The sequence below is a fragment of the Ktedonobacter sp. SOSP1-52 genome, assembly GCF_016587395.1.
Map to the genome: position 1 here is coordinate 2,634,916 of NZ_BNJH01000001.1, position 26,762 is coordinate 2,661,677.

General features: G+C 53.6%; 27 protein-coding genes. 18 read left to right on the plus strand and 9 right to left on the minus strand.

Annotated features, from left to right (window positions below):
- Positions 1 to 467: 467 nt before the first annotated feature.
- The 3 genes from JMJ16_RS12550 to JMJ16_RS12560 are packed head-to-tail and all read left to right on the plus strand — an operon-like array spanning position 468 to position 1,913.
- Positions 468 to 1,088 carry a dihydrofolate reductase family protein gene (locus tag JMJ16_RS12550; RefSeq protein ID WP_236601434.1) on the plus strand — a complete coding sequence of 207 codons (621 nt, stop codon included), beginning with the start codon at positions 468 to 470 and terminating at the stop codon, positions 1,086 to 1,088.
- The gene (locus JMJ16_RS12555; protein ID WP_201381661.1) at positions 1,048 to 1,575 is read left to right on the plus strand and encodes an LLM class flavin-dependent oxidoreductase; all 528 of its coding nucleotides are present in this window, start codon (positions 1,048 to 1,050) and stop codon (positions 1,573 to 1,575) included. The genes JMJ16_RS12550 and JMJ16_RS12555 overlap by 41 nt, the downstream gene beginning before the upstream one ends.
- 26 nt (positions 1,576 to 1,601) lie before the next feature.
- A complete protein-coding gene (locus JMJ16_RS12560; RefSeq protein WP_201381663.1) occupies positions 1,602 to 1,913 on the plus strand; it encodes a hypothetical protein in 312 nt (103 codons plus the stop codon).
- A gap of 489 nt (positions 1,914 to 2,402) precedes the next feature.
- On the opposite strand, the gene JMJ16_RS12565 is transcribed toward JMJ16_RS12560, so the two are convergent.
- Positions 2,403 to 2,822: a transposase gene (locus JMJ16_RS12565; RefSeq protein WP_201381665.1), complete on the minus strand. Its 420-nt coding sequence runs from the start codon at positions 2,820 to 2,822 to the stop codon at positions 2,403 to 2,405.
- A 498-nt stretch (positions 2,823 to 3,320) separates the two neighbouring features.
- Complete coding sequence (locus tag JMJ16_RS12575; RefSeq protein WP_236601435.1) at positions 3,321 to 4,328, minus strand: ISL3 family transposase; 1,008 nt, start codon at positions 4,326 to 4,328, stop codon at positions 3,321 to 3,323.
- A gap of 299 nt (positions 4,329 to 4,627) precedes the next feature.
- Here JMJ16_RS12575 and JMJ16_RS12580 point away from each other — a divergent pair, with 299 nt between their 5' ends.
- From JMJ16_RS12580 to JMJ16_RS12595, 4 genes are all read left to right on the plus strand, one after another.
- Positions 4,628 to 6,100 carry an IS66 family transposase gene (locus tag JMJ16_RS12580; RefSeq protein ID WP_201381671.1) on the plus strand — a complete coding sequence of 491 codons (1,473 nt, stop codon included), beginning with the start codon at positions 4,628 to 4,630 and terminating at the stop codon, positions 6,098 to 6,100.
- A 217-nt stretch (positions 6,101 to 6,317) separates the two neighbouring features.
- Positions 6,318 to 6,611, plus strand: a complete 294-nt coding sequence (locus JMJ16_RS12585) for a hypothetical protein (protein WP_201381673.1) — start codon at positions 6,318 to 6,320, stop codon at positions 6,609 to 6,611.
- Complete coding sequence (locus JMJ16_RS12590; RefSeq protein WP_201381675.1) at positions 6,611 to 7,213, plus strand: hypothetical protein; 603 nt, start codon at positions 6,611 to 6,613, stop codon at positions 7,211 to 7,213. The genes JMJ16_RS12585 and JMJ16_RS12590 overlap by 1 nt, the downstream gene beginning before the upstream one ends.
- Positions 7,192 to 7,899, plus strand: a complete 708-nt coding sequence (locus JMJ16_RS12595; RefSeq protein ID WP_201381677.1) for a DUF6745 domain-containing protein — start codon at positions 7,192 to 7,194, stop codon at positions 7,897 to 7,899. The genes JMJ16_RS12590 and JMJ16_RS12595 overlap by 22 nt, the downstream gene beginning before the upstream one ends.
- A 480-nt stretch (positions 7,900 to 8,379) precedes the next feature.
- Here the strand turns inward: JMJ16_RS12595 and JMJ16_RS54120 are convergent, their stop codons facing one another.
- On the minus strand, positions 8,380 to 8,916 hold the full coding sequence (locus tag JMJ16_RS54120; RefSeq protein ID WP_201381679.1) for a DUF2690 domain-containing protein: 537 nt from the start codon (positions 8,914 to 8,916) through the stop codon (positions 8,380 to 8,382).
- A gap of 413 nt (positions 8,917 to 9,329) precedes the next feature.
- Between JMJ16_RS54120 and JMJ16_RS12605 the strand changes: the two genes are divergently transcribed.
- Positions 9,330 to 11,252 (plus strand): transposase, encoded by a 1,923-nt coding sequence (locus JMJ16_RS12605; RefSeq protein WP_236601436.1) that lies wholly within the window; start codon positions 9,330 to 9,332, stop codon positions 11,250 to 11,252.
- A gap of 211 nt (positions 11,253 to 11,463) precedes the next feature.
- Here the strand turns inward: JMJ16_RS12605 and JMJ16_RS12615 are convergent, their stop codons facing one another.
- Positions 11,464 to 12,006 carry a hypothetical protein gene (locus JMJ16_RS12615; RefSeq protein WP_201381682.1) on the minus strand — a complete coding sequence of 181 codons (543 nt, stop codon included), beginning with the start codon at positions 12,004 to 12,006 and terminating at the stop codon, positions 11,464 to 11,466.
- Between the two features lie 233 nt (positions 12,007 to 12,239).
- On the opposite strand from JMJ16_RS12615, the gene JMJ16_RS12620 reads away from it, so the two are divergent.
- The 8 genes from JMJ16_RS12620 to JMJ16_RS12655 all read left to right on the plus strand — a co-directional run bounded on the left by JMJ16_RS12620 (position 12,240) and on the right by JMJ16_RS12655 (position 20,180).
- On the plus strand, positions 12,240 to 12,635 hold the full coding sequence (locus tag JMJ16_RS12620; protein ID WP_201381684.1) for a hypothetical protein: 396 nt from the start codon (positions 12,240 to 12,242) through the stop codon (positions 12,633 to 12,635).
- Positions 12,636 to 12,662: 27 nt separating this feature from the next.
- Positions 12,663 to 12,995 (plus strand): hypothetical protein, encoded by a 333-nt coding sequence (locus tag JMJ16_RS12625; protein WP_201381686.1) that lies wholly within the window; start codon positions 12,663 to 12,665, stop codon positions 12,993 to 12,995.
- Between the two features lie 502 nt (positions 12,996 to 13,497).
- Positions 13,498 to 14,520, plus strand: a complete 1,023-nt coding sequence (locus JMJ16_RS12630; protein WP_201381688.1) for a helix-turn-helix domain-containing protein — start codon at positions 13,498 to 13,500, stop codon at positions 14,518 to 14,520.
- Positions 14,521 to 14,906: 386 nt separating this feature from the next.
- Positions 14,907 to 16,202: a hypothetical protein gene (locus JMJ16_RS12635; RefSeq protein ID WP_201381690.1), complete on the plus strand. Its 1,296-nt coding sequence runs from the start codon at positions 14,907 to 14,909 to the stop codon at positions 16,200 to 16,202.
- On the plus strand, positions 16,189 to 16,833 hold the full coding sequence (locus JMJ16_RS12640) for a transposase (protein ID WP_201381692.1): 645 nt from the start codon (positions 16,189 to 16,191) through the stop codon (positions 16,831 to 16,833). Before JMJ16_RS12635 ends, JMJ16_RS12640 begins: the two co-directional genes overlap by 14 nt.
- A 1,241-nt stretch (positions 16,834 to 18,074) precedes the next feature.
- Positions 18,075 to 19,040: a hypothetical protein gene (locus JMJ16_RS12645; protein ID WP_201381694.1), complete on the plus strand. Its 966-nt coding sequence runs from the start codon at positions 18,075 to 18,077 to the stop codon at positions 19,038 to 19,040.
- 194 nt (positions 19,041 to 19,234) lie between these two features.
- Complete coding sequence (locus JMJ16_RS12650; protein ID WP_201381696.1) at positions 19,235 to 19,396, plus strand: hypothetical protein; 162 nt, start codon at positions 19,235 to 19,237, stop codon at positions 19,394 to 19,396.
- Between the two features lie 367 nt (positions 19,397 to 19,763).
- On the plus strand, positions 19,764 to 20,180 hold the full coding sequence (locus JMJ16_RS12655) for a hypothetical protein (RefSeq protein ID WP_201381698.1): 417 nt from the start codon (positions 19,764 to 19,766) through the stop codon (positions 20,178 to 20,180).
- Between the two features lie 190 nt (positions 20,181 to 20,370).
- Here the strand turns inward: JMJ16_RS12655 and JMJ16_RS12660 are convergent, their stop codons facing one another.
- Positions 20,371 to 21,222, minus strand: a complete 852-nt coding sequence (locus tag JMJ16_RS12660; RefSeq protein ID WP_201381699.1) for a hypothetical protein — start codon at positions 21,220 to 21,222, stop codon at positions 20,371 to 20,373.
- A 155-nt stretch (positions 21,223 to 21,377) separates the two neighbouring features.
- Positions 21,378 to 22,331 (minus strand): IS701 family transposase, encoded by a 954-nt coding sequence (locus JMJ16_RS12665; RefSeq protein ID WP_201381701.1) that lies wholly within the window; start codon positions 22,329 to 22,331, stop codon positions 21,378 to 21,380.
- Positions 22,332 to 22,526: 195 nt separating this feature from the next.
- Between JMJ16_RS12665 and JMJ16_RS12670 the strand changes: the two genes are divergently transcribed.
- The gene (locus JMJ16_RS12670) at positions 22,527 to 23,336 is read left to right on the plus strand and encodes an alpha/beta fold hydrolase (protein WP_201381703.1); all 810 of its coding nucleotides are present in this window, start codon (positions 22,527 to 22,529) and stop codon (positions 23,334 to 23,336) included.
- Positions 23,337 to 23,657: 321 nt separating this feature from the next.
- Here the strand turns inward: JMJ16_RS12670 and JMJ16_RS12675 are convergent, their stop codons facing one another.
- Positions 23,658 to 25,016 carry a transposase gene (locus JMJ16_RS12675; protein WP_201381710.1) on the minus strand — a complete coding sequence of 453 codons (1,359 nt, stop codon included), beginning with the start codon at positions 25,014 to 25,016 and terminating at the stop codon, positions 23,658 to 23,660.
- A 98-nt stretch (positions 25,017 to 25,114) separates the two neighbouring features.
- On the opposite strand from JMJ16_RS12675, the gene JMJ16_RS12680 reads away from it, so the two are divergent.
- Positions 25,115 to 25,381, plus strand: a complete 267-nt coding sequence (locus JMJ16_RS12680; RefSeq protein WP_201381712.1) for a histidine kinase dimerization/phospho-acceptor domain-containing protein — start codon at positions 25,115 to 25,117, stop codon at positions 25,379 to 25,381.
- A gap of 66 nt (positions 25,382 to 25,447) precedes the next feature.
- On the opposite strand, the gene JMJ16_RS12685 is transcribed toward JMJ16_RS12680, so the two are convergent.
- Complete coding sequence (locus JMJ16_RS12685) at positions 25,448 to 25,960, minus strand: DUF4188 domain-containing protein (protein ID WP_201381714.1); 513 nt, start codon at positions 25,958 to 25,960, stop codon at positions 25,448 to 25,450.
- A gap of 41 nt (positions 25,961 to 26,001) precedes the next feature.
- Positions 26,002 to 26,571 (minus strand): PadR family transcriptional regulator, encoded by a 570-nt coding sequence (locus JMJ16_RS12690; protein ID WP_201381716.1) that lies wholly within the window; start codon positions 26,569 to 26,571, stop codon positions 26,002 to 26,004.
- Positions 26,572 to 26,762 lie beyond the last annotated feature (191 nt).

Consider the following 26,762-nt stretch of genomic DNA (forward strand, 5'->3'; position numbering starts at 1 on the left):
TTCATCAAGTTGACAATACCTTCAAAATTTGGGATGTTTCATGTCGCAGAAGATGATATTTTGATTTTGGTACGTTTTTTGAGACTGTTCAAGAGTTCTTCCTCTCCACAAGCCTCTGGTCTCTCTCCATACCAGAAAAGCAGAACCATGAGTGTCAGAAAACGGTCGATTCTGCAACTCTTCATTGTATCCCTCCCCTCGGAACATTGCTTTTTGCTGGTGCTCTCTCGCCCATGCTTGCGCGAGATGGAGGCGTATGCACTGGACATCGGCTTGCACACGTTGTCATTCTTCCCCAATAGCGAACAACAAGGCAAGCCTGAACAATCCGCATGGGAGCAGAATGCATACATGGTATACACGCACAAAAAAGAGCAAGGTAGGAGAAGTTTTTCTGATCCCTGGTGGTAGACTGATTCTACTTGCATTTTGCAAGGGGAAATATTGCCATGCGAGAGGAGAATACGATGAGGAAACTCATTGTCAGCATATGGATCACCCTTGATGGTTTCGTTGCAGGCCCAAACGATGAAATGGAGTGGATTCTGGCAGATGAGGCCATGAACAACTATGAGAACGGTCTCATTGATGCGGCTGATACGTTGCTCTTAGGACGAGCGACCTATCAAGGTTTTGCAGGGCATTGGCCAAAGGTGGCTGAAAACGCCACAGCCGCAAAGGAGGAAGTTGCATACGCCCATCAAGTGAATACGATGCGCAAAATCGTTTTTTCCAAGACGCTGAAAAATGCTGAATGGAACAATTCACGACTGATTCAGGAGATTCTTCCAGAAGAGATCAGATCAATGAAACAAGAGCCCGGGCGCGATATAGTGATCTACGGGAGCCTGAGTATTGTGCGAGTACTTATGCAGTTTGACTTGATTGATGAATATCAGCTCTTAGTCCATCCTGTTGTTTTAGGGAGCGGGAAGCCGCTCTGGTCTGACGTGAAGGAGATGATGGCTCTGAAACGTGTCCACACCCAGATGTTCCTTCAGGAGTCGCTCTCCTTTCCTACCAACCGATCAAGTAAAGGAATCTTCTATGCACTATGGTCTAGTGGTCTCAACTCTCGGAAAATATAGCGATGTACGGGAGCTTGCTGACTTGGCGCACGGAGCAGAAGAGGCAGGATGGAACGGGTTCTTTCTTTCAGATACCATGCACTTCGGCAGTTACTCAGGCACCGAAGCAGGTATGACCAGTGATCCCTGGATAGCATTAGCCGCGATTGCCATGCGTACCAAACGGATCAAAATTGGTCTCCTGGTGGCTGCTGTCCCACGTCGTCGGCCCTGGAAAATGGCTCGTGAAACGGTGACGTTGGATCATCTCTCCCAGGGACGATTTATCCTGGGTGTGGGCATCGGCGCTGTCTACGATAGAGGCTTCGATGCTTTTGGAGAAGAGATCGATGTGAAGAAGCGAAGCAGGATGCTCGATGAAAGCTTAGCGATTCTGCAAGGCTTGTGGAGTGGGAAACCATTCAGCTACTGTGGCCAGTACTATCAGGTCCAGGAGATTACGTTTGTCCCCCACCGCTCCAGGTTCCTAACATTCCGATCTGGGTAGCAGGAATCTGGCCCAGAAAAGGGCCGATGGGGAGGGCCGCCAGATTCGATGGCGTCTATCCTGTTACCCTTGCAGCTTCTGGAATCCCAACTCAACTCACTCCTTCAGACATAAGCCAGCTCAAACACTGGATAGATGAACGTCGTACCCAGACCTCACACTTCGACATTGTTGCCAATGGACCAGTCTTCGATGCCGTCCACAACGCGCAAGCACGAGCAGTTCTCAGGACCTACGCTGAGGCTGGGACAACCTGGTGTCTACAAAGCATTCAGGCTGAGCAGGAGATTGATGCTGCACATGCATCGATTCGACGAGGCCCCCCATCCCTGCAGTAAGCCTCTCTCCTATGGAGATTAGCGAGGTGGTCGTTCTGCTTGTCTAGCAACGTGGGAGCAATAGAGGGAAGGCATTCGTCAGGACTATCGGGCGAGGCTCTCCAAAAGAAAACTGGCCCTACCCGGCAGAAGCTCCACTGGGTAGGGCCAGTTTTCTTTTCACTCATCTGTTTGTTGCAAGAAACCAACGATTTTGGCATAAAAAGTTGAGCTTATTCTCAGGTGTAAAATACGGGAAAAAGATGGGTCTTGGTTACTTTCGGTGGAAAAACTCAACAGATCCCAAGTGAAACCGATCCAATCACGTTCGCAACTTGTGACCATGGTTGCTCCACACAGTGCGTAAGATCCGTTCAGGACGAAGAGTGAGCGAATTTGAACAGATCCAAGCACATGAAGCCAGTGCTTTCTCACTGTGCGAGCGGAAAGCGCGTATGAATCTGCTAGCGCTGATAACGAAAGTGCTCACTGTTGGCCAAGAACGCTGAGTCAATGGCAGTAAAGCTGGCTTGCTTCCACTAACCGAGCTTGTAAGAGGGCAGGGCTTGCACGCCCGTAGCTTTGCCTTTTGAAGACTTTGAGCCGATTCACCTGGCCCTCAACTTGCCCTTGACTGCTGGTAAACAACAACGCATTTTCGACGGCTTCCCAATCCAGACACAGTCTTTGGACAAAACGCATGAGTTCGGGAATCTGGCTGGTCTTAGCTTCATACGCCCATGAGGGCAAAGCGGTCTCGTCACGCTCGGTGAGGATCTGGCGAAACCAGCGTACCAACGCATACGCACGAGCAATGACCTGGCTCTGCTCTAGGACCCCCTGCACAAAGCGTTGCTCCTCAGCCGTTGGTTTCTCTTTGAACAGCAGCCAAAGCGTTTGCTTGGGAGAATACGATGGATACTGTTGCACCTCTTTCGCACGAGCCAGGCTGGCTGTTGGTCCATGTGTGCGCCAAGGTTGAAGAGCAACATACACTTCTGTGAGTCCCACGGAATGCGCAACGAGATGTTCTCTCTCGCGAACTGGCTCTGACCCTGCTTTGAGCCATTGGCCACTTTCTATCTTGGAACCACGTCCAAGAAGTTGGAAGCCTGGCTGGGGATAGCGGTGAAGCGACCTGCAGAGCTATTTCATCTGAACTGTGCATCTCGTTGCGCATCCCGTGGGTGAGTCCTGCGGGGTAGCCTTGCGCCCGGATTTCCTCGAACAAGAGGCGACCATTGTGTTCCCCTTGCTCCCACCTCTGCCGCAAATAGTCCAGATATGGCTCGATCACGCGTCCGCGGGGAGGATGAGGAGCACGTTCAGGAAACTGCCCGGCTTGAAGATAGATTGCCACTGTCTGCCGATGCAGCCCGGTTTCCTGTGCAATCGCCCGCTGCGACCAGCCTTGCGCTTTGAGCTGAATCACCTGCTCATATCGGGCGTACCGACGAGTCCGTCGCTCACTTTGTTGTCGTTCAGGTGCCAAGGGCTTTGGGGGTGGTGCAGGATGGGTTCCCGATAATCAGCACGCAGATTTGCCACGACTCGGCGGATTGCTGCCTGCTCCCCCGTCAGGAGCGTTTCCAGACACGTCATCGCATTCATATGTAAATGGAAGCGATCCGCAATGTGCAGCACATGAGGAGCTCCACGCCGGATCGCATCAGCAAAGCTGAGGCTGCGGTCGCGCGTGACGATCTGCACACTGGGATGGTGGCGAAACCAGGTGGCCACCGTTTCCTCTTCGCAGTCGGCTAAGAGCGCTAACAGCCGATGCGTTTCCAGATCCACTAGGATTGTGCCATAGCGACGTCTTTTTGCCCACGCAAAATCGTCAACGCCCACGACTCGTGGAGCACCTTCAGGGCTGGTGGCCTGGCGGATGAGGCAGCGAAGCAAGGTGGAGCGACTCATGGGAAGGTGCATCTGGGCAGCAAGGCGTGCGCCAGCCTGACCACCAGCGACTGCTCCCAAGCTGCGCAGGAGATGGGTCACCGCTTGCGTGCGGCGCTGATAGCGGGAAGCAAGGGCGGAGAGGTCCTCTCGAAAGGTCTTACGATGACAGGCGGGATTGAGACAACGAAAACGCCGTGCGCGGACGAGGAACATAACTGCCTGGCCCGAACATGGAAGGCTCTGGATGCGGCGAGTGTACCAACCGTGCCCTGCTTGTGAGTTGGTCTGACAGGTGGGACACTGATCACTCTCGCGGGTTGAAACCAGCGTGATCAGAATCTGCCTTCCTTCAGGATGGCGTCCATCTTCAGAGAGGGGAGAGGTGGGAGAAGGTCTGTCCAGGCCATATGAAGCACTCCTGTGCTGAATAAAAAAAGAGTCAATGGATGGACATACTATAGCACCTCTGATTCGGTAGAACAAGCCAGGAAGCTCTCCGGCATGGAACGCAGGCTCATTGATGAACTTTTCCACCGAAAGTAACCAAGACCCAGTATCAGCGCCAAGCGTGAGCAATCAGCGTGAAGAGTGAGCAGCTCATCAATTGACGAGGGGAGAAACCGCGTCAACAGCGGATCGTACTCAATCGTTTCTGTAAATTCAGTTTTCGTTTTGCTGCCATTGCACGTTCTCGGGGTCCCGACATTTTTCCCGGTGTTTTTCCCTCTAAGCAAAAGGGGAAATAGATAATGCTAGAAGTATTTGAGATGAGAACAAGAGTAACTACTCAGGTCTCCTGAGAGAAGACTGGACAAAGCTGGTAAACTACGAGCATGACAGAAGAAGAAGCGAACCACCTGAGAGAAGCGAACGCACACCTGAAAGAAGCCCTCGCGAGAGCAGAGCGGCGCATTGAAGAAGTAGAAGGGCGGTTGATGAGTGCTATGCTGCGCATCGAAGAACTGGAAAGGCGGTTGGCGAAAGATAGCCATAACAGCAGCAAACCGCCGTCCAGCGATGGGTTCACGCGCAAGGTGCGGTCACGCCCCAAGAGCGCGAAGCCGTCAGGAGGCCAAAGGGGACACCAGGGCCATGCCCTGCTGCAGGTCGCCGAGCCAGACCAGGTGCTCATCCATCGACCAGACCAGTGCGCAGGGTGCTCTGCTTCGCTGATGGAGATCCCCGGACAGGTCACCGAACGGCGGCAAGTGCACGAACTTCCCCCATTGCACCTGATCGTCATCGAATATCAAGTGGAAACGGTCGCATGCCCGACCTGCGGACATCGGACCAGCGGGTCGTTCCCAGTAGGGGTCGAGGCACCAGCTCAGTACGGGCCCCAGATGCAGGCGTTGGCGGTCTATCTCTCGCAGTTTCAATTGCTTCCTCTCGCTCGCGTCAGGGAACTGGTGGCGGATCTGTGGGGAGGTCAACTCTCGGAGGGAACCATCGCGCGCTGGGTCGCGGAAGCTGCCCAGATCTTAGCGCCGAGGATGGACATGCTCAAACAATGGCTGGTGGCGAGCCGACTGAACCATGTGGATGAGAGCGGGATCAGAGTCAAGGGCCTCTTGCGCTGGATGCATGTGATCTTGACCAAATGGCTCACCTTGTATAGCTGGCACCCCAAACGGGGACAGGAGGCCATCGACGCGATCGGGGTGTTGCCACAGTATCAGGGCCGTGCCATGCGTGATCGCTGGCACAGCTATGATCACTATTCGTGTCAGCAGAGCCTCTGTGGTGCCCATCTCTTACGCGACTGCCTGTTTGTGGCCGAGCAAGAGAAGCGGCCCTGGGCTGCTGCCATGTATGAGTTGCTCCTGCAGATGAAGAAGACAACGGATGTGTTCCGGGAGCAGGGAGCCAAAGCGGTTCCACCACCCGAGCGCGACGCCCTCGTGCTCCAGTATTTTGAGGTGCTCCAGCGGGGATTCACTGAGCATGGGGCTCTGGCGCTGCCGCCGCCAGGCCCCGCCCCCAAAAAGTCGGGCCGCAAGAAGCAGAGCGCCTCGAAAAATCTGCTGGATGCCTTGCTCACCCGAGCCGAACAGGTGTTAGCGTTCCTGGATGATCTGTCGATCCCCTTTACCAACAATCAAGCGGAACGCGATCTGCGCATGATCAAGGTCCAACAAAAGATCTCTGGCACCTTCCGCAGTGAACAGGGAGCCACCGCCTTTTGCGCCCTTCGCAGTTATCTGTCCACGATGCGCAAACAAGGTCGTCCTATGCTGGCTGCTCTCACCGCTGTGTTTGAGGGATCTCCATTTCCCATTGCTTGGGAACCTGGCAGGGCTTTGTAAATGTCACCTGCCAGCGTTCCGGTACGGCTTCGCCGCCAGAGGTGCTGCGCCCTCTGGACTCCCTTCCCAAAAGCGGCTCATGCCTGCTGTATGGGCTGCGACTTTTCCTTGCCCTGTTCCGTTTCCAGATATCTTCACAGAAAAAGAATGAAGAGGGTATAATCCTCATACACACATCAAAAAAGAGAGAATCCTCTCTAAAAAGGAGTATCCGCGCATGGAAATGTTTCGTCAGGGGGATGTCTTGATCACACGCATTGCTCGTTTGCCCGAAGGGCTGAACGAACGCCAGAGCAAGATTATTCTCGCGGGAGAAGTGACTGGGCACGCTCATCGACTGGTCCAAGGCCGTGTGCTGGAAGACGCATGTGGCGCGCTCTTCTTGGAAGTGCTTCAACAGACGCAAGTAGTCCATGAGGAACACCGCTCGCTGACATTGGAGCCCGGTTCTTATCAGATCACCCGGCAGCGTGAATACGCACCAGAGGCCATCAGGGAGATTGAGGACTGATGGATTTCACGCAAGAGCCACCCTGCCCGAACATTGTCCGTGGGCAGAAGAAACTCACGCGAGAGCAGGAGGCATACGCCCGGCAATTTGCCCAGGAGCGAGCCACGGCCATGCTGGAGCCGGAGGTCGATGAGCTGGCCGCCGAGGACCATTTGCGCCGGGCGTACCAGGTCGCTGGCTTAGCGCCCCCGCGCATCCGCTGGTTTGATTCTCCTCTGGCCTTCACCCAGGCCCGCGAGCTGGAAGCCGAGACCGAACAGGTCCAGGATCAGGAGGCAAAAGAGCTGTGGGACGACATGCAAGCGTGCGTCACCCGTTTGCAGGTCAGCATGGGGTTTCTGCCACCGCGTATCTACCAGCGAAGGCGGCGGTGGGTGGCGGTGGTTCAGCTCGCAGGGATTCTGGCTCTGAGCGGTGCAATGGTTTGGTCATTACATGCCTGGGTGCTCCGGCGGGGATGGCTCTGGGTGATGATCCTGATGCTCTACGTCGCAGTGCTCTTTCTCTGGGCCTGGATCTGTGAGAGGGAAACAAAGCGTTTGCGCAGGGGCCGGCAGAACTGGGGGGCGAGAATATTTGGATGTGTCTGGGTCGTCAGATGAACACCGCGCTCTACGATCGTCTCGGTCTTTTGGAAGCGATTGACAATGGTGAGAACGGGAACATCATCTGGAACCAGATCGCCTCGGACGGTGTCAGGGCGTATATTGAACAGGGCCAATTGACCGTCTGCAGGTTCTTGCACGACGTGTTCAAGCCGAACAGGCTGATTCACCTAGCGCGTTTCAATGAGCTGGTTTCCGGCTATTATCTGGGCCACAAGCTGGCCTGGCTGGTGCGCAAGCCCATTCGCATGCAGCAAGACGCGGATGGGTTGTTGCACAGCGGCGACAGGAAGTGCCTGGAGTATGGTGATGGGTGGGGGGTCTATGCCTGGCATGGGGTAGTCGTACCGGAACGTGTGATTATGCAGCCTGAAACCCTCACGCGCGAGGATTGGCTCAACGAGCGCAATCTGGAAGTGCGGCGCATGATGCAAGAGCGCATGCCCAACTTTGTTGAGACCATCGGGGCTGGGTGGCTGGACACCGGCAAGTACGGGAGCCTGTACGCGGTTGACCTGGCGCCCGATCCCGAAGAGGTTGCCCACTATGTCCATGTTCAAGATAGTTCAAGCGCGCGCTCCTATTATCTGCGCGTGCCCCCGACCATCCACCGCGCTGATGAAGCTGTCGCCTGGACCTTCGGGCTGAGCGAGCAAGAGTATCAACCTGCGCAGGAGGCGTGAAGCAGAGCGAACAGGACAGGGCTTCCAATGGGATCTCTGCTGACTTTTCCATACCCCTGGGAACCTGGGACCTGAGTAGTTACGAACAAGACTCTTATCAGCCTCTTTGGGCACCAGAGAAAGAGGAAAAAGAGGTTTGCCACGCAAAATTGAGGACTCACGCCGGTTCCTCGATGTTTCTTGGGCCAATGTATCTTTCGAAATACTTTTTATCTTTTTATACATCTACTGCTGCCTACTTAGCGGGAAAAACACCGGAAAAAATGTCGGGACCCCAAAGAGGGGCAAAGTGCCGATTTTTCTCAGGGACTTTGGATCTGGAGGCCACGAGGAGAGGGAACGACGACCCTGGCATGCTGCACCTATGGCCGGGATCGTCATTCCCTCTCAAAATCGGGTTCGAGAGTGGAAGCCCGGCGTCAAGTGATCTGGGGGTTGAGAAAGGGAGCTAACCAGTCACTTGCCGCCAAAACCGAGAGACTAATAAGATGGGGTACTGCAGGCCCGTATCCAGCCACTGCCATAATTGTACATGCCAGACGCATAGGCGGATAACGTGTAGTCAGCATCGCCCACCATGCCAGAATAGCATGATGTTTGACCACGAAGCACAATGCCATTGCCGCCATTCGCACAGTCATACTGCCTGCCATCATTATTGCGCGTAATAATGGCGTTGCCAACTTCACCCTCTAGCGGGGAATCAAATTTCACCAATGCCCATGCGGCTCCGCAAGCGGGGCTAAAACGCAGGGAGATAGCTGCTGTACTAAGTCCTGCTGAGCCCGTATCCGTATATTCATACCAAGCATCAGCGTCACATCCCATCACAATGGGATTTTTGCCATCGCAACTGTAGCCATAACAGCCGACCTGGGCCCTCGAGATAATATTGGTATGTGCGGATACAGTGCCCGAGAAGTAAACCCATGTGGCGCAGAGAACCAACGTCATGATGCCGAACAAAGCTAGACGTCTGAGACTTAAAAGGGTTTTTGCGGTGCGGAGAGATAACATACTTTGTGTGTCCTTTCTTTTTTTGCCACAAATCACCAGCAAACGAGGGTGTAAAGTCCCTGCCGCTCACAGGATGAGAGAGTCCACCTTGGAGTGAACCCTTTTTGCCGGTTCACTCTACCTCTGTCTCTCCCGTGGACAGGGACATGAGTTGCCAGATTGTAAAATAATTATAAGAGAAGCCTGTCACAGTTTACCTGTGACATTGCAGATTCTTTTTGTTTCGTTTCCATGAGGGGGCGCTACGGGCTATTATCAGGCGCAAAGGAGCGGGCCTGTTGCCGATTCTCCGATAAAAAGGATCTGCCTACGGGATACGCAACGAGCTTGTAGCAAGCTAGCAGCATAAAAAGAAAAGAGACATCTAATGAGAGGGAAACAAACCATACTCTCACAAGGAGGTCTCTCTGAGTATGAGACCCAACCCGAGCATAGAGGTCCAAACCTCTCCCGTAGATCGTCCCTCGGTGCCCGCATGGTTCGCCGAAGTTGTCATTGTGTCCCAGCATCTCACCACGAAAGGACTCCTAGAAGCCTTTGCGCATCACATCCAATTGGTACGTGGACGCTTCGGCAGCTATGAACCAATTGATTTTTTCGCACTCCTGTTCGGGTATGCGATGAGTGGAGAACGAACGTTATTGGCGTTCTTTGAACGTGTCGCTCCCTTTGGGCCAGCCTTCATGGCCCTCTTTGGGCGTGCTGACCTTCCCCATCGTGCCACCTTGAGTCGCTTCCTGGCGAGCGTCGACCGTCCCTGTCTGGAAGCGTTTCGTACCCTCTTCGAGCAGCACAGCTTTGCGGAAGGCTGGACGAACGATTCCATCGGTGGGATTTGGGATCGGCAGGGACACCGCTACCTCGTCTTTGATGTCGATGCTACCCGCCAGGCTGCACGGCAACGAGGATTGCCCTGTGATCCAAGCCTGCCTCCCCCTCGACGTCGACTCGATGCGGTCTGTGCACCAGGCTACACCGGGCGAAAACGAGGCGAGGTGGTCCGCACACGTACCGTCGCGCTTCAGATGCATACCCGTCAATGGATCGGTACCTATGCAGGCCGAGGCAATGGCGACTATCAAGGAGAACTTGCCTCGGCGCTCCAAGCCATCACAACCTACTTAGGACTTTTTGCTCTCACTCCAGAGGTTGCTCTCGTTCGTCTCGACGGGCAATATGGTGATACTGTCGCCATTGCTCAACTGATGGCAGCAGGCGTCCATCTGGTGACACGAGCGAGAGGGTATCGCATCCTGGAGCATCCTCAGATCCAGCATGTGCTGGCTCATCCACCAACCGCGAGGGTGAGCAGAGTGAACAGTGATGAGGTCGTCGAGTTGTTTGACGGAGGCTGGCTCCAGTTGGATGGAGACGTGCCTCAAACACGCGTCATTGTGGCTCGACACCGCGCCCCTGAGCCGGGCAAGAGGGTGTCAGTGGGCAAGTGCATCGGTGAGTGGGTGTATGAGGTTTTCATCACAACCCTGCCCATCGATGGCTTCCTTGTCGAAGATGTCCTCGACCTTTATCATGGGCGGGGAGCCTTTGAGGCGGTGCTTGCGGATGAAGATGTCGAAGAAGATCCCGACCGCTGGTGTTCCTACACTGAGTGCGGACAAGAGCTCTGGCAGATTGCGTGTCAATGGATGTGGAATATCCGGCTGTCGCTCGGACATACCATGCAAGGAAAGGAACTGCGCGAGATGGAGTGGTCTCCGGCCAAGGAATGTCCCCCACAGGTTTCTTCGACCGATCAGTTCCCAGACGCCTACGGTCCCTGGCAATGGGCCAGAGACAGTGGTCGGGGCCAGATTCCAGCCAGTGCTTTCACACTGCACGATGAGGTCTCGCTCCGCTGCCCGACTGGGGCGACCCTTTGGTTGAGTGAAGTGCGTCAAGAACATGCGTACACCCAACGGGCAGTGTATGTGGCTCAGTTGGATGATTGTCGGCTCTGTTCCCTGCGCGAGCAGTGTTTGGCGCGAGGAGCGAAAGGAAACCGGGCGCGTCGCGTCAGTGTTGTGCGTCACCTGCTCCCAGCACCTTCCTTGGTGGAACCTCAGACAGGCATCCTGGCTGCAACCCGTTGGGTTGATGTTGCAGGTCGCGCACTTCGACGAACCTGGACGGCTCACTGGCGCGGTCAATACGTTGAAATCCTCCCACTTGTTGAGACCCCACAGCACATTCCTCCACCACCTCGCTCACCTCGTGCGGTCCGCTCGCATGATCGGTGGAGTTGGTTAGATCGGCTCGCGCGCAATGCCTGGTTCGGTCCACCGCACGTGCACATTACCGTGGCTGGGGTTCCTGCTTTCCTGACCACATACCACTGAGGAGGAACAAGCTTCAGCAGAACAACTGACCGCGCTCTCCTTTCCCTCTGAATACCTCAGCAGGGCGAAGAAGCTCTGTGCCTTTTTCCGTTCTTCGCCACGCGTTCTTTTCTCTCTCTATTGCTTGGTTGCTTACATCTCGTTGCGTATCTCGTGGGAATATGGTCCTCCTCAATGGGCTCGTCGGTCATTTACGAGAGGCTTCCCCAGATCAGCTTTTACTCCTCAACCGGATGGCAGTCTGCTCTGCCCCACCAATCACCCTCTCTACCCACAAGAACGCCGGCCTGAGCACGATGGCTCGTACCGGCTGCTGTAGGCTGCCCGCGTCGGCGATTGTCGTTCTTGCGAACTGCGAGCGGAGTGTCAGGAAAGCAAATCCAGCATCAAACCTCGACGGGTCAATGCCGTTTTCTGGCCTCTCGCCGCAACCCCGCCAATTCTCGGTCCACCGCAGCCTTGCCCTGACCTGATCGAAGCTCTTCCGATCTACCCGGTTCTGTGGCGTGATTGGCCACGCTGCCAGATTCGGCGGAACTGGCTCAAAGTGATCCGCTCCGAAACAGTCGTGATGACTCTGGAAGCCAAGCCTCCGCCTGAACTGATCAACGGAACCCAGGAGTACGTGATGACCAGAGCTGAGCGTGCGCATTGGCAGATCACGTGGCAGGAGCGCCTGCTCCGCAACGCTCGTCCGGAAGTCGAGGAGCGACTGATCCTCACGCTCCATGGCCTTTCGACTTCCTTCGCTCACCTCTATGGATTTCCTCTCTACAAAGAGGCGTAGACCCTGATCAATAGGCTTCTTTCCTCTCCTCTCCGAGAACAGTCTGCCGGGTGGCGCCTTTTGATTGATATGTATCTATTTGATTGTGCTTTTTCAGGCTTTCTTGCTGGATGGGACATTTGCCCCATGTGATCCTTCAGGTTTCTCGGTGATACTAGAAACAGAGAAAAACGCCGATCGCATAAAGACAGGAGATTCTCATGACAAGTCGTTTTCCTTCTCGCTTTGGAAACGAGCGCTGGTTCGCGCTGATGCTGGTGTACGCTCTGGTTCTGCTCTCGCTCTTCCAGTTGGTATGCCTGATCGCCTCTTACTTCCAAACAGATCCGTATGGCCTCCAGGAGCACGAGCCTGGCGTCTTCTTCCTTTTACTCGGAAGCCTTTTTTTCAGTGGCTTCTTGCTGAGGACCTCGCAGGAAGAGCTGCGTCGCCCGCTCCCTCTCGCCACTTTTGCCGGGCTCGTGCTTGGAGTATTTCTGGGCGGCATCTCTTACCTCCCGTATTTCTTCGCATTGCTGCTTGCCGGGGGAATATTCGGACCCCTTATGGCACTGACCTCCAGGCATCCCACGCCTCTTGCGAGGGCCTACACGTGACCTGATTTCTGGCTCTCGACGCTGGCTGTGCTTCTCTCCCTCTTGCTCTATGCACTGGTCGCCTTCCTTATCGCACGGCGAACAGGCACGCTGTGGCTGGGATTTTGGGCAGCGATGCTCTCGGCATTCATCACCCTTCTGGCAGCAACCTCTACCTACAGCATCATCGCTCTCATCCGAGCTTTCCCAAGTCCTCCCCAGGAGACACTTCCTATTCTCATTTCTTTCCAGGAGCTGCCGCTGCTCGCTCTGCTGCTGGGACCAGCACAAGTTATCCATGCTGCTCTGGCCGGGTTCGTTGGCTCGCGCATTGCCCTGAGACCCCGAAACCGCCGGGAACGGAACAGAGAAAGCCCATAATCCGCCGGATGCCCAACGGCTTTTCCCTGTCTCGCGTACTCTGGCAGATCAGTATCTCTCTTCTGACTCTCCTTTTTCCATGAAGGCCAAGGGGGATTTCTCATCTCTTGCGAGAAAGAACGCGATGTAAGTGCTTCGAAAGCATTTGAGTCGAAAGTCCATCTCGTTGCGCATCCCGTGGGATCTGGCTCACATTTGGTGATAGATGGGTTTATCTGGCGATTGCCCTCCTTTTCCTGAATATGTAAAGAAGAGCAAAACCTCTTCTACTGAAGTGCTTTCGCCAAGATTGGGTCAGTTCCGAATCTTGAGCACTCTGAGAAAAGCATCGAGCAATACGGCTCCAGCAGAGGTCTATGAGACGCTACATCTGTAAATGCAAGCTGGGACGAGGTCTAGGATCTCTCATGATATCTGCAGGTCACTAGCTTTTTGTCTATAAAGATGGTATAGTTCTTATAGATTTCTAAGATCGTATGATAAGGATGAGAGGAGCATCTGTATGGAAATCTTGATGACTACTGAGGAGGTCGCCCATCTGCTGCACGTTGAGCCGATCACCATTCGTCGCCTCATCATGCGAGGAGAATTAGCCGCTTATCGCATTGCTTCGGAGTACCGTATTGATCCTGCTGATCTGGCTCACTATCTCAAGAGGCAACGGCTGGCAGGAACGGCTGGGGCCCCTGGTCCAGCATTACTGGTACGTCTCTTTGAACAAGGAGATGCTGCCCTCAACGATATGTTGCTGGCAGACCAAAAGCTGAATCCCCTGCTGTTTTCCGACGCCCTTCCTCTCGAAGAAGTGGAGCAATGGTTTGGGCCATGCTCCCGGCAGACGAAGATGGTGCTCACGTTAGCCGAGCAGGCGGTACGCAATATGAGGCATGAGATGTTGGGAACCGAGCATCTTTTGCTAGCCCTGCTGCAAGCTCCTGACAGCAATGCCCGCCAGAGGCTGCGTCTAGATGCCGATCGTGTCCGGCAGGAGATCATAAGGATCAATGAAGAGGGAACACAGCCATCACCTTCCTCCCTCCTCCTCACTCAAAGAGTACAAAAAGCGTTGATCCAAGCTGTCATTGCTGCCTATCGCCTGCAGAGCCACGTGCTGGAGCCTGAGCATTTGCTGGAGGGCCTGCTTCAGGATAAGGAAGGCATCGTGGCAGGTATTGTTGGGCATTTGCAGATCGGACCAGGAGTGTCACCTATCCAGACCACTCAGGACACGTCCCTCGAAGAAAGGAACGAAATGTCTTCCCTTACACATACATCCATGGCGCATATTCTCTGCGCCTCCACGGACCTCATGAGCCTGGTCACCACACTACAAGCACACTTGCGTGAAGAGCAGATGCCCGGAGTGGTTTGTTTCTGGAAGTTTACACGTGAGCAGCAAGGGTTTATCCTTGTGGAATGGCCTGATGCAGTAGAGCAAGCGTTTATAGACTTCCTCTATCAAGAGCCACGCATTACAGACTTTTTTCTCTCGAGTCGCGCTGATTTTTACCATCAACTTGCTTAAATGATAAATGCCCAAATGTGAGGGCCTTTTGCTCCCACCCTGAAACTGTCCCAAATCTGGTGAAAGCCTATCAATAAGCTCATCAATCACCAAATGTGAGCCAGATCCCAAACATGAACAGTTGCCCTCAATGTTGAGCAATCGTGATCCATTATCTGAGAACATGGCTCCAGAAGCAGATCATGATACTTGACAACTGTAAATTCAGAGGTGGCAACTTAGCTACAAAGGATCTTTGTTCGTTTCCTATTGTATGTAGATCCCAAAATTCAGCGGGTCTCCCCACGGGATGCGCAACGAGATTCTAGCAAGCTAGCAGCAGAAAGAAAAAGAGATCTCTCATGAGAAGGAACAAAATCTTCTCTCAGAAGGAGGTCTCTCTACCTATGATACCCAACGCTTGCATTCAAGTCCACACATCTCCTGTAGATCGCCCCTCGGTACCAGTCTGGTTCGCTGAAGTGGTCATCATTGTTCAGCACCTCGCAGCGAGTGGTCTGCTTGATGGGTTTGCTCATGAGGTGCGTTTGGTGCGCGGACGTTTTGGCAGCTATGAACCCATCGATTTTCTTGCCTTGCTGATAGGTTATGCAATCAGCGGCGAGCGGACGTTAGCAGACTTCTTTGAGCGCATAGAGCCTTTCGAGACGGAGTTCATGGCATTGTTTGGGCGCAGATGTCTTCCTCATCGTTCCAGCTTGAGTTGCTTCTTAGCCGATGTAGATCGTCCTTGCTTGCAGGCCTTCCGCGCACTCTTCCAGCACCATGCTTTCACTGATGGCTGGACCTTGGAGAGTATCGGCGGATTGTGGGATCGCCAGGGTCACCGCTGCATTGTTTTTGATGTAGATGCCACGCGTCAGGCCGCACGGCAACGAGCGTTACCTTGTGGTCCTGAACTTCCCGCTACGCGACGCCGTCTTGATGCGGTCTGTGCGCCTGGTTACAAAGGGCGCAAGCGAGGTGAGGTGGTACGTACACGTACCACAGCTCTTCAAATGCATACTCGTCAATGGATCGGGACATATTCAGGGAAAGGGAATGGCGACTATCGTGACGAACTTGCTTCAGCACTTCAGGCGATCACCTCCTACGTGAAAACTTTTGCGCTCACATCAGAGGTGGCCTTAGTCCGTCTCGATGGGCAATATGGCGACGCGGCGGTGATCGCGCAAATCATCCTGGCTGGTGTGCACCTCGTGACACGAGGGAGAGGATATCAGATCTTGGAGCATCCCCAGATTCAAGGTGTCCTGGTTCATGCACCAACAGCAAACATGACGAGCAGAAACACGGGTGAGGTCGTTGAGCTCTTTGATGGAGGCTGGCTTCAACCAGGGGAAGACTTCCCTCAAGTTCGCGTGATTGTTGCCCGACATCAAGCTCCTGCACCTGAAAAGTCGATTTCGGTGGGAAAGCGCATCAATGAGTGGGTCTATGAACTCTTCATGACGACCCTTGATGTCGAAAGATTTCTGGCGGAGGACGTGCTGGACCTGTATCATGGACGTGGGGCGTTTGAAGCGGTGCTCGCAGATGAAGATGTCGAAAACGACCCGGATCGCTGGTGTTGCTACTCAGAGTGTGGGCGTAGCCCTCTGGCAAATCGCGTGCCAATGGATATGGAACCTTCGGCTCGTGCTCGGACATGCCATGCAGGGACAACAAATGCGCGAAATTGAGTGGACCTCCTCGAAGGAGCCTCCAGCACACATAGTGGTGTCGGAACGTCTCTCTGAAGAATATGGCCCTTGGCAGCAGGCGAAAGGTGGGGGATGGGCGCGTGGTGGTTTCGGAGCAGATGCCTTCACCTTACAAGAGAACGAGATGCTGCAATGTCCTGCAGGAAAATCTCTCTGGTTGAGCGAAGTGCGCCAGGAGAACGCCTTCTCTCAACGAGCTGTCTATGTCGCCCTCCAAGAAGATTGCTTGTGCTGCCCTCTGCGTGAGCAATGTCTGGCTCGAAAAGCCAAAGGGAATCGTGCTCGTCGCGTCAGTGCTGTTCGTCGTCTTTTGCCTGCACCTTCATGCGTAGAACCCACGTCTGGAATTCTAGCAGCAACGCAATGGGTGGATGTCGCGGGGCGGATGCTTCGCCGAACATGGATGACCCACTGGCGCAGACAACATGTCGAGAGTGTTCCACTGCCTGACATTCCAAAGAACATTTCCCCTCCACAGCGCTCACCGCGTGCCGTCCGCTCGCATCATCGCTGGAGTTGGTATGATCGACTTGGGCGTAACGCTTGGTGGGGCCCAGCGGTGATGCGAGTCACTGTCGCAGGTGTTCCCGCTTTTCTGGCAGTGAAGTAACGAAGGAGGGATGAGGAGAGAGTAACGTGTCTCAAAAGCGAACAATCTCCCTCTGAGCAGAGTACGAGGGCAGTAATCCTTTGTCCATTTTCACACTCGATCTTTTTCTCTTTTTACTCGCTTGCTGCAACCTCGTTGCGCATCCCGTGGGGTCTCCCGCTACTTTGGTGATAAGATCTTCAATATGGTGGAGCGTGTTTTTTATCTGAGCTTGAAAAACAAGAGCCATCAGAAAAACAAACTCATCCTTCACCAAACCAGCGTGTGTATGAGCCATCGATTTGTCCGAACTCTTGACGGATATCCTGTCCAACACTTGGCTCTACAGGCCAGTTGAGACCTATGCCTAAAATTGTTATTGTTCAGCTTTTGACGCATAAACATGACTGCGGCGCAATTTTTGACAGAATTCCTGTCCATTGGTCCATCAGCGCGAAAATGCACCGTCCTGTTTGTTTCTGGATGGACTATGAGGACAGCAATTCGTCAAAACCGGACGGGATATGGATCAAAACGACGAAAAGACCACATTTGGTCCGAGCCGAAGCATGTGACAGAATGGTTTCTTCTCGCATCAGCGATTGTAGCTCTCCTGTCCCAAGCAGCTTATCAGGCCAATGGACCACTTTGCTGTTTTGACCCATAAGATGTCCGGACTGTCGTTAACCGATAAAGTGTCCATCGGGGACAAAGAGATTGTTAAACCACACAGCGGAAGACCCCATCGAATTATCACATTTACAATAGAGAGGCGTGTAAGAACGACGACATGTGGAGAGTGAAGTATCATTCAGTGAAGGGACGCAATAGTATCTGTTATGTCGTGTGGTTGGATGTGGAGGCCGAATTGGGGTTTGAGCACGGTAGGAACCAAAAGTCGGAATAACCAAGAAAAAAGCAATAAGTTTCCTTTGACTTGAGAGGTAAAAACGGCAGAAACAACTTTTGAGAGCGATATTTCGCTGAAAATAGCTTCTTTACCGTCTGAAGGAGATCTTTCTCCGTGCGCTCTCCAGGTCCGTTCAGCACACTACTCCGACTTTTGGTTCCTGCCGTGCTCAAACCCCTATCTTGTGCAGAGACACAATATGTTTTGTTAAAAGCTTGACAGGACAACAGGACGGCAGTATACTACATCACGGTAAAGCACAGCGTTTCTTGGCGTATCCAAGACCCAATGGAGGGAACTGACGGTGCTGTACAACACCATTGAATAAGAATATGGAGATTTTTGTCCACGCATGGAAGCCACTTTAACTGTTGTAGACAAGCCGTCTACAGATAGTGCCCATCTAACCGGCACCTACACTATTGCGGGGCTGATTGGGGTCCTACCAGAAATTCACTTTTATCAGCTTCTTCATCAAGAGAATATTGTCGAGACACGCCCCATCGAGGAACTCAGTAAGTTATGGCTGACGAGTCAGGAGCATTTTTCTCAATCGTCTCCTCATGCTTTGTCCAGTACGTCTATCACCTTTCTGCCAAAGTCCCTGGAAAAGCGAGAGATGGAACTGCGGCGAGGACGTACCTATACGCAGTACTTTTCAGAGTATCGGTTCTGCCTTGCTCCGGTCCGCCAGCTTATTACCCCACAATGGTATGTTAACCTGGATTATCTCCAGACGCTTCAACCCATTGTCCCAGCACCAGGTCAGTTTCAGCAGGCACTTGACTTTGCTTGTGACGAGGGAACGTCGGAACTGGCTGAGCCAAGTATGAGCAATGTTGCGGGTTCACCTTCCCTGGCCTTCTGGACACCACTTTTCCGTGACCTCGCATTTACCTTTTCTCCTCTTCTCCCCCTCAAGGCCCAGCGCATCGATTCACGTAGATTTGCGGTGACTACCCATGTCGAGGTTGAGTTGAAGCCCAACTACCTGCATGTTGCGAAGATCGGTTCACGCCTCCTCATTTTGAACGGCGTCCATCGCTCCCTTGCCTTTATGCAGGCAGGGTGGGAAGCTATACCGTGCCTCGTTCGCGATTTCCCGAACGTTCGTAGCCTCGCCGAGGTTGGTTTTCTGCCGAACCAGCTAGGTATTCTTCCTGATCAACTGCTGCTAAGAGACTCCCGTGCCGCTTACCTGTCTGATTACCTGGACCCACTTGCAGCTCCGCGCTTTAGACAAAGGGATATGGATGCCTTGTGGCAAGTTTCCTGCCCATTGCAGGCGAACAAGCAGCCGATACCCAGATCCGCGTGATAGAGGTAGGCCCAGAACCGGCAAAAAGAATAAGTATAGATGAGGTAGCACTCGATCCCCAAACCACAATATGTTGTGTGACAATTTATTCACCGACACAACATGTTGAGAATTCGGTCCCATTTGGTCTTGAATAACACTGGCTGATTGGGTATACTCGAAACAGCAATATATGAAAGGAGGTGAAGAAGAAGATGACACAAGGCAAAAATAAAAGCTCGCGCGATACGGCTGATCGGCGAGCTGGTCCACGTCAAGGGCCATATGTGAACAACGGGAAGCTCCCCCGCGCTCGCAACAATGATGGCACCTGGCGCAAGAAACGCTCCGACGCTGGAAAGAAGCGGAGCGTCTAAGTAGCTAAGGCTACCCAAGAGAGGCTGCTCGACCTCGGAAATCGAGTAGCGTCTTTTTACTGCTTTTCCTATTATACACCATGTGGCGTAATTGTGACGCTGACCAGGGTCACCCAGCTGTCACGATTGCGCCAAGAAACGAGGTCCTATGACAACGAGTAAGAGAGATGCTCGCCAGGCGAGCAAAATACTCAGAGACCAAAAATCAACACCAGCCCAAAGGAGTGTCGCCGGAAGCGACCTTGCCCAGGCGAAAAAGCCGAAAAAGGGCAACAAGTAGAGGCTGGGATTTATAGCTTCCATAGATCTAATCGTGACGCCAGGTGCAGTTGCATCTGGCGTCACGATTGTAAGAAAGGAATACATCATGACCTACGACGAGATAAAGGCAATTATTGCCAATTCCCATCAAGCAGAGTGGCTGCACATCGAATCAAAAGGGGTATGGACTTATACACACGATCTCCTCATCCATATCAAAGAAGAGCAAACTGACGCAGGCCAGGACGACCGGCAATTTCACGAGCCCTGGCTGGAACGCTTCGCCGACAAGAAAGCATATCGGACCGAGTTTACCATTTACTATGGCAATTCGCCTGTTGAGTCAATCACTATGGTCAGTGTAGATGGGCACCGCACGCTGATGCCCCTTCCCAAATCCCTGAAGGAGCTAATTATCACCAGGTGGCAATATCGTTTTGCCAAACTTCTGGACCGCGATCCAGCGGGGCCTTATAGCCTGGATGCCCAACTGCACCACGCAGGCTTCAAGATAGAAGAGTAGCTCACACCCTCCCCTCGTGCGGAAGAAGCAGGGCATTGTACACGGACAAAGCAAGCAAGTGCTCAATGCGCTGTGTCTTCCGCACCACCACTTTCTCCTCATGCTCCTGCTCCTTGTGCCGTTTCAAGTCGCACTACAGTTGCACTTGTTAGGAGATCAAAGGTAGGATTTACAAGACCGACCTCAAGTATTAGAGGGCAGTGATGTGAGCGTGAAGTGTGGCTGCCATCTGCTCCAGATGGGCGACGGTCAGATGATCAGTGGTGCCCATATAGCACTTGTAGTTGCGACCGTGGATATAGCGATGAGCTCTCCAAGAGCGCGTGCGCTGACCATGGTCGGAGTCGCGGTAAGCCGTAAAGCGCCCGAGCTGCCCAACAAAACGGAATGAGGTGAGGGAGGCGAGCCAGTCAAACCACTCAGGAGAATCAGGGGACAGAGAAAGCTCTCCTTCCCGTGGACAGATGGTGACATAGGCACCAGCCGCCCCATATTCGATGAGAGGAGTCAGGCGAGAGCGAGCTCGCAACTCCGCAGGCAAGAGACGTCGCTCTGGATGAGTGGAGATATCAGAAACCGCTGCGATGTTCGCCACCTCTGGCTCTTGTCTCGAGAGGGGCAGACTCCCCATTTGTGATAAGAGTGCTTCCAGAGAGCTCAAGCGCTGTTCATAGCGAAGCTCCCGCTCACGGAGTAATTCCAAAGCCAGTTGGGCGAGCTGTTCCTGCATGGTCGTTACTTTCGCCTCCAGAGAAGCGAACGCTCTTCGGAGATCAGTCTCACCTGCGCTAGAGGAGGGCGTGGCGCTGCCTCCCAGAGCCAACTGAGCCTCGCTTTCCTGAAAAGGCGCAGGAGGAGGTGACTGGAGCGGGCGAGCGTGGATGGCTGCTAACTGCTGGACTTGCTCCAAGGTCAAACATTTGAGGCGTGCATCTGTTGGGTGAACACTGAACTGCATGTTGGCATGCCTGAGCCAGTTGCGTAAGGTCTTGGGATCGATGCCGAGCATCGTACAACATGTTGTTTGAGGAAGAATAGTCATGAGTAACACTCCTGATCTGGAAGTTGAGAAAGCACGAGCATCAGTCCAAGGGGAAATCACTGGAAGTGTCCTTTTTGTCCCAGGGGTTTCCCCAGGACAAAGGGGAAACCGCACGAAGGCAACCAATAGGGAAGTAACGCTTCCCCAAGGCCACATTACCCTGCTTGGAGACGACGTTTCGTGTGGAAATAACTGGCAGAGCTTCGGTGGCATCGTCGCCACCAGGACCAGCCCAGCACCAGTTTCACAGCCGACGGTGCAGGCCAGATGAGGTGCCCAAGCAGGTGACGCACTTCAGGAACGGTGAGAGGAAGCAGTGGTCTGGCATCGCAGGGCTCTGTAAGTGCAATTGGGGGAGAAGGGGTGGGAACCTGGGCACAAATCGCGGAAAGGTAGGCATGCGCCAGAAGAACCAGCGTGATGTGCCGATACCATCCGACGAAGCTCCGAATCTGGTAGTGGTTCAGGCCCATATCTTTAGTTCGTTCAAAATCTTCTTCAATCCGCCAACGTGTGCCGATAGCCTCCACCATCTCTTGCAGCGTTGTCTGCGATGGTGCAAAGACAAAGTAGTAGGTCTTTGTGCTAGGATCATCCACACATTGGCGAATGAGCAACCAATGGTGCCTGCTGCCTTCCCATCGGTGCAGGATGGGAACGGCAACCCAATCAAAGCATCGGGGTCCTTTGGTTCCCTGGCTCATCGAGAGACGCTCCCAATCGTGTTTCTCAAGCAAGAGAGCTTCCACTTGGCTGACTTCCACTCGTCTCCGTTGCCCGTCAGGGGTCTGGATTCCAACCGGTTCATTACAAGCGACAGCCAGGACATACGAGTAGCGATGATCTTCCAGCCAGAGGCGCAGGTCTAGGTTGCCTCCGTAAGCGGCATCAGCCACAACCCATGAAATGGGGACTTGCATCTTCCAGATCCGTTCGATCATGCGCTGGGCCAATTCACACTTGGTTTGAAAGCCAACAGTGTGAGGAATGCCTGCTTCTCGGCACCGATCCTGGTCCTCTATCCAGGAAAGCGGGAGATAGAGTTCCCGATCAATGAGGGCATGTCCAGAGGTTGTCACATAATCGAATATGTGGAGTAGAAATGTCAAGGGTACCTGAGTAAGTTACAGGGCAATGCATCTTAAATGGGAGTAATAGAGGAGGGCGTGTTCTGTTACTGATTTGCTTACCACCTCATTGTATCTCGCTCGTCAAGGGAAGCGCATCGTCCAAAGGGCCGATGTTTTTTTCAGGGCTTTTGGGTATACTCTCAGCAATTCAATAGACAAGAGGTGAAAAGCTTCATGGAACAAAAAGATGCGTCTATTGTTGTCAATGTTGGTAAGCGTCGGCTGGTAGGGAGAGAAGCAGGAAATGGAGCACCAACCATCGTGCTGGAAATGGGCTTGGGGGCAGCAGGCAGCTTCTACGATGAGATTGCCAAGCAGCTTGCCACGTTTACTCGCGTGGTGTGGTACGATCACGCTGGACTTGGACAAAGTGATCCTGCTCCGACGCCCCGGACCATTCAAGACCTAGTTTTTGACTTACATGCTTTGCTGCATACTGCCGATATTCCCAGCCCCTACATCCTTGTCGGGCATTCCCTGGGAGGATTGACGGTACGATTCTACCGAGAGCATTACCCCGAAGAAGTTGCAGCCTTGGTCTTGATCGATTCCGCACATGAAGAACAGCAACAACGGCAGTTGGCCATCCTGCCTTCTTCGCAAGCAGATGAGTCGAACGCTCTGGCACAGCTACGCTATGCGTGGGAGGTGAGTTGGAGCAATCCACTTAGCAATGAGGAGCACATCGACAATCTGGCCAACAGTGAGCTCATGCGCGCCTGTGGAACGCTTGGCTCGACGCCGTTAATGGTAATCAGCCGAGGACGCTCGAATCGAGATCCTGACAACTATCCTCCTGGCTTGGTAGAACAACTTGAACAGACCTGGCACCAGATGCAGTGCGAACTAGTGGGTCTCTCATCCAGGAGCAAGCATATCATCGCTGAGCACAGCGGTCATCTCATTAATAAAGACGAGCCAGAGGTGCTGATAAAAGCCCTCCGGGAGATAGTAATGCAGATGAGACAAGAAATGGAGATTTGAGAAGAAGGAGAGGAATAGCTGGGGCAACAGCATCTCCATGGCAAGGAGGTGATACAACTAGGTCGAAAAAGCAGGAGACGATAAGCGTATCAAAGCAGGTCGGGACAACCCATATCTCTTGCGCGTTCTGGATGGGGTTAATTAGATATGGTTGCCCTAGCAGCTTGTCGGAGAGAACGGAGCAGCCCATCCATACCACAGGCGCTTTGCCAACAGGTATGCGGCTCACAGCATCAACAAGGATAACAAAAAAGAGCGCGGTCGCAGGCAGAACAGAGGGAAGGTGATCGGATGAGCTGAATGGATGTCACTCCATCCGCACTACGCCCAGGATAAGGTATGGAAGCGCTTGAGATTGAAAGCCAAACAGACCAAACACCACTCGCCCTGGGCGGCTTGCGTCCCGCGCAACGAGAACTGGCGGAAGCCCAGGACCTCTTTGATGATCCCGATCACTGGTTCGACGGTATATTTGCGTGCCCGGTAGATCGCTTGACCCACCACCGTCTTGAGCTTGTACGCCATCTTTACCTGGGCGCTGGCGTCCTCAGGTGGTAGGTCAGGCAAGGAGGCGAAACGCTGTTGCCAACTGGGGTGATGGTGATCACGGCCTGTTGCGATGTACGGCTCGATGCCACGCTTTGCACAGGCGTCCAGCGTGGCGGGGCCAAAATAGCCCGCGTCTAGCGCAGCCGCCTCAGGCGTGCCAATGGTGGATGGGATGGCGGCGAGTGTGGGTTCGGCTTCCTGAGAGTCGTTGGGGTGATTGGAGAGCGCGCATCCTACGATTAGCAAACTTCCCTGATCTACGGCAACCTGCGCATTGTAATCCTGCTCAAAGCCAGCATTCTTCGGGTTTTTCATGATGCGCGATTCTGGGTCAGTGAAATTGTACTGGTCGCCGTCGCGAGCTCCTGGCACAGGCGGGGTTGGCGGGCGGCCACTTGAGCGACGCCCCGTGATGTGCTCCCGCTCCTTGCGCTGCGCCATCTTGGCGTCATAATCCGCCTGCTCTGTTGCTGTGCGCTCCTTCGCACGAGCTTGCAGTACCACTTTGGCCTCCGCCAACCGCGTCAGGCGGTCTTCCCGTCGTGCAATCTCCTCGCGTACCACCAACCCATCGGGCACTTCCGGCTGCTCGTTTTGCTCACTGAGGGCAAAAAGTTCCTCAACCTCGGCTTGCAACTGCGCTTCCAATTCCAGCAGTCGCTTGTAACTCACCGCTTGGTGCTTGGAAGCATCCGCATGGATCTTGGTCCCATCTAGGCTGATTGTCCCCAGCTTCAGCACGCCCGCCTCCTGTGTGAGCAAGAGGACTTGCACGAAGAGGTTCTTCAGTTCGGACAGGAACGTGCGCCGAAACGCGGCGAGCGTATCGTGGTCGGGATGCAGATTGCCCGCGATGAAGCGAAAGGGCACTGACTCATACGTGGCACGCTCGATCTTCCGCGAGCTGAATACTCCCATCGCATAACCATACAGCAACAAACTCAACAATACTTCAGGTGCGTAGGGTTCCCCACCACGAGGCCCATACTGCGCATAGAGCGCCGTGAGGTCAAGTTGGGCCACACTGTCCACCACGAAGCGAGCCAGATGGTCGGGCGGCAAACAATCACCCAGCCGGACGGTCAAATCGAGCGCCTGCTCGTAGTTCACTTTTTTGAATGTTCTACTCATGTACCTCAGTCTACCATTCCTAACCATCCGCTTCTCTCCAACAAGCTGCTAGAGAGCACCTGCTCGAACGTGAGCAACGCTTAGAGGCAAATCTCGCCATGGCCCGCCATGAGTTGAAAACGCTCCTGACGATCATCAAAGGATCTGCACAACTGCTCAAGAGACAACTGAAGAAGCTGGGGCTGGAGGAGCAGGCCAGAACACTCGCCAAAAGAGAAGAGCAGACCGGCATTCTAACCAAGCTCATGAACGAACTGATAGATGTCACAAGGATCCAAGCGCGAGAGGAGAAGCTTTTTACGGTAGTCCCTGGCACGCTCAACGTAATTGTGCCGCTGGAGATCCCATTAGGAGCCTTCTCGTGACAATTGAGCTAAAAATGTTCAGAGACATGATGTCAACCACATCTTTTGGCATTGTATCAGTCTACATCAGGCTGGTTGGTCTGGCGTCGGCACAGCTGGCGCGTTCTCGCCACCCAGGCGACGACGCGCGGTTTCCAGGCGTCCAATGGCTGGGATGTGTTCCGTGGCCGCTGCCATGCCGAAAACGGGCATATTATTGTAAACGCACTCGTAGTTTCCGGCTTCGACCAAGTAGGATTCGTGCCAGATGCCTACGCTTCCATCCGTGCCGATCAGTTTATTAAAACGCCGCCAGGGTTCCAGATGAGGGTCGTTTTTATCGCGAGCAAACTTTTCCAGGTCTTCAAATGATCGCCAGTATTGCACAATGGCTACTCCACGCCAGGTGAGAAAGGTTTGCGCGCCCAGAAAACCTTTCTCCGGGTGCTGATAGAGCGCCCGCAACATTGGCCCCATGGCTCTTGCCGCCATCAGCCACTTCCGCAATGCAAAGAACTTATTCACGCGCATACCAATGAGAAAAATGACAAACGGCTCCTCGCGCCGGGCGGTAAAACGTCCTGGAATAACCTGTGCCATGATTTAAACTCCTTCTTCTTTAAGTGAGAACTATGCTGTTCTCACCCTTTCTCGCTCAAGGTGTGGAGCGTTGCAAGCGTCTCCTCGCACCAAGCCAGGAGCGACTGACAATGCAGAATGCCATATCTTACAGTGATCAGCGAATACATTTCATGCGTTTCGTCCAGGCTGGCTTCGCGCACGCAATCTTGCAGATACCTTTCGATATCCTGGTATTTGTGCAGAAGACGCTGCTGGATCTCCCTAAATTGCTCGACATGAGCAATGTTTGCCTCTACCGGAAGAAGCTGACCAAAAAACAACTTCAACAAGATCTCAATACGCTCTGGCGCCTCTTCTCCCAGCTCGCTTAACCAGTTCACCAACTCTGCTTTTCCCTGCTCTGTGAGAGCATAGATATTGCGTTCGGGCTTCCCCTCCTGTTTCTCTGCGTGACTGGTGGCCAGGCCCTCTTCTGTGAGTCGTTTCAAGATGGGGTAAATCTGCCCATAACTTTCGCTCCAGAAATTAGAGGTGCTCTGCTCCATCAGTTTCTTGATCCCATACCCAGACGCTGGCTTCAGCGCAAGCATGCCCAGAATCGCGTACCGGCTCTTATTCTCTTTGACCATGGGTATCTCCTAGATATATATCTAGGAGATATATATCATAAAGATAGAGAAATGTCAAGGCTTCTGATGATTTCCTGCAGGGATCGGAGGTCGCTCTCTCTGTGCCCAGCGCGACCCATTTCGAGACGCTCTGCTCAGGCCCAGCTCCTGTGCTAGTGCAGGAGCTGGGCCTGAGCAGAGCAACATTTCGA